4 protein-coding genes are annotated in these 2,470 nt (G+C 43.7%); all 4 read left to right on the top strand.

Annotation, left to right across the window (positions count from 1 at the left end; genetic code table 11):
* A partial coding sequence (locus VZ94_RS26185) for a calcium-binding protein (RefSeq protein WP_045780483.1) occupies positions 1 to 406 on the top strand: 406 nt, incomplete at its 5' end.
* A 321-nt stretch (positions 407 to 727) separates the two neighbouring features.
* The gene (locus VZ94_RS19285) at positions 728 to 1,162 is read left to right on the top strand and encodes a hypothetical protein (protein WP_045780484.1); all 435 of its coding nucleotides are present in this window, start codon (positions 728 to 730) and stop codon (positions 1,160 to 1,162) included.
* Positions 1,163 to 1,175: 13 nt separating this feature from the next.
* A complete protein-coding gene (locus VZ94_RS19280; RefSeq protein ID WP_131655650.1) occupies positions 1,176 to 1,574 on the top strand; it encodes a hypothetical protein in 399 nt (132 codons plus the stop codon).
* A 55-nt stretch (positions 1,575 to 1,629) separates the two neighbouring features.
* Positions 1,630 to 2,391, top strand: coding sequence for a hypothetical protein (locus VZ94_RS19275; RefSeq protein ID WP_157844979.1), 762 nt, complete (start codon positions 1,630 to 1,632; stop codon positions 2,389 to 2,391).
* Positions 2,392 to 2,470: the final 79 nt, after the last annotated feature.

Genomic DNA, 2,470 nt, shown 5'->3' with positions numbered 1-2,470 from the left:
TGAAAAAGAGTTAGGCATATCGGCTGGTACGAATCAAACCATTTTTGGCAGCGATGACGCAGATGCGATTGAAGGCGGTGCGCTTATTGACCATCTTTATGGCGGCGAGAGTAATGACACCCTCACCGGCAACGGCGGTAATGATTATCTGGAAGGCGGTTTAGGCGATGATACTTATATCATCAACGATGGTGATGGTGTCGATACGATTCTCGACATCGATGGCCTGGGCAGTATTCTGTACAAGGGCGAGCCGCTGAGTGGTGGACTAAGAGTTGCTGAAAATACCTGGGTGAGTGCCGACCACTTAACGACTTACACATTGTCGGGCGACACGTTATTTATCAATGAGAATATTCAAATCCAAGGTTTTACCAAAGGCGAGCTTGGCATTATTGTTACCTAAATCTATATATGAATGTGGCCTAGTTGTTTTTTTTCATAAAAATGGCCATCCGTTTTTATGAAAGCCAATATCTATAACCTAAACCACAAACAGGAAGTAGTTATGAGAAACCAAACAAGCGATTTATCCTTATCACCGCGAGGTGAAGCCATGCGACACAATGCCCGTTGGTTATTGCGCCTTACGGCCTTGGGGTAATGATGAAAAATATGACATTAAAGGTATCGAGTGACGCAAACGATGGTCGGTACATCAGCACACCTTATCGAGTTTTACAGTCACACATATTACAAACCAAAACCTATAGAGGAGAGCAAAACTATGACTTTTATAAACGAATATATACCCAAAGAAGACTTAGAAAAATTTAACTTTGCTGAGTTGAACAAGCGCATAAAAAAAGGTGGGGGGACAGCAGATGATTGGACGATAGACAGGGAGGCTGATATTTGGCTGCGAAAGTTTTATACGGAGTCAGACCACACAGAACTGGATGGCGGCTATACCGGTATATCTGTTTGGGATTATTACTGGAAGGGATGTTTGATGATAGTTGAAATTAAAACACTAGAAACGGGGGGGGGCAGAGGGAAACACTGCTGGGCACGAAGAAGACTTCTTAGCATCAATATTCCCCATGAGTTAGAAAGTCAACGTCCTCAAATTCTTAAAGACTTAGAGATTGCGTTCACCGCTTACAAAGATGGCGGTGTATTTTCATCTTCCACTAGCTTTTCTTTTGCACTCGAAATATAGAGAGAGAATAAAAATGTCATACGATTACGATAATGCTTTAAAAGAACTTGCCAAAATAGTGGCGAATCCTGCATATACCAAAGCGGAGTTACTAAACTTGGCAAAACAAGTTGATGTTAGTAACGCAAAAGGCAGCATCACAGTGCTTTATAGTCGCATGGGTGATGTACCAGCAGCAATGGCAACTGATCCTAATATCCGAATTCTTGATAAAACAGATGCTTTCAAGTTTTTAACTTCAAACGCATTTAACGATGCCTTGGGTGGCGCAATAGGATTAACATTAGATGAAATGCAGGATAAAAATCCTCTCAGCGACCCCGTCAAACAAGCCCTAAAAGAGGATCTCCTCAACTGGAACTTTCACGGCACAGACGGACCATGGGCAGGCATTTCAAAAAAATTTCGCTGAAGCCACCACAGGTGTTGTCCGCATCATGACCTCTTCGCCTAATATGGACGGTGTTTTGGTCAAAACCGAAATACCAACCTTGCTCGAAAAGATCAATAATTCCGCCGATCTTACATTGGACGGTTTTACCTCTAGCCAAATACTTCAAGCGGCTGGCGAGGCTGGCGTAGATGTTAACCATATGGGCGGATGGCTATTACAAAACGCCATTTCTCAAACCTATTTAAGCAAGCCGAATTCAGGAAACTATAGCGACTACCTTAACCTAACGCCGGAAAGCTTATCCGATCTTTATAAAAACCCCGACAATCCGGATGCTATTACTGGTTTACATACTAAGCTTAGTAACATTGATATCCCACCCGCACTCACAAAAGCCTTCAATAAATTCGGTTTTTTAGGCACATTGATTGCTGGCTTAATCGTCACAAGTCAAGCCGGTGCTGCCGAACTCAATGGCGACCACGAGGGTGCTTTGGAAATCATTAAAGAATGGGCCGTTGATGCGGCGGGTTCGGCAGCGGGTGAAACGGTAGGGCTAGCTTTTGGTGGAGCCGCATTGGCATTAGGGGCTGTAGCTGGCGTTACCATCACTGCACCAATTACGCTAACCGTTGTAATTAGTGCTTCTTTACTAGGTGGAATATTTGGTGCTGATGGTGCCAATGCGTTTTATGAGTTAACTAAAGACAAAAACGCCAACGACCGCTTAGACCTCATTGATAAACTGGCAGAGCTATTATTTGGCGACGAGGGCGGTACGGAATTGCCGGACGACTTGAACGGTGATGAGTTGACGTTTTATCCCGGCGCTTGAACACGATGACATTGTTGAAACTGCTAAAACCGACATCGCTTGGCGTTATGCTTGAAGCAGTTAAATCCGTTTGTTATTT

Source organism: Methylocucumis oryzae, assembly GCF_000963695.1.
In the GTDB taxonomy this organism is placed as follows: domain Bacteria; phylum Pseudomonadota; class Gammaproteobacteria; order Methylococcales; family Methylomonadaceae; genus Methylovulum; species Methylovulum oryzae.
The sequence above is the reverse complement of the archived record's forward strand: the minus strand, read 5'-3'. Positions and strand labels throughout refer to the sequence as shown.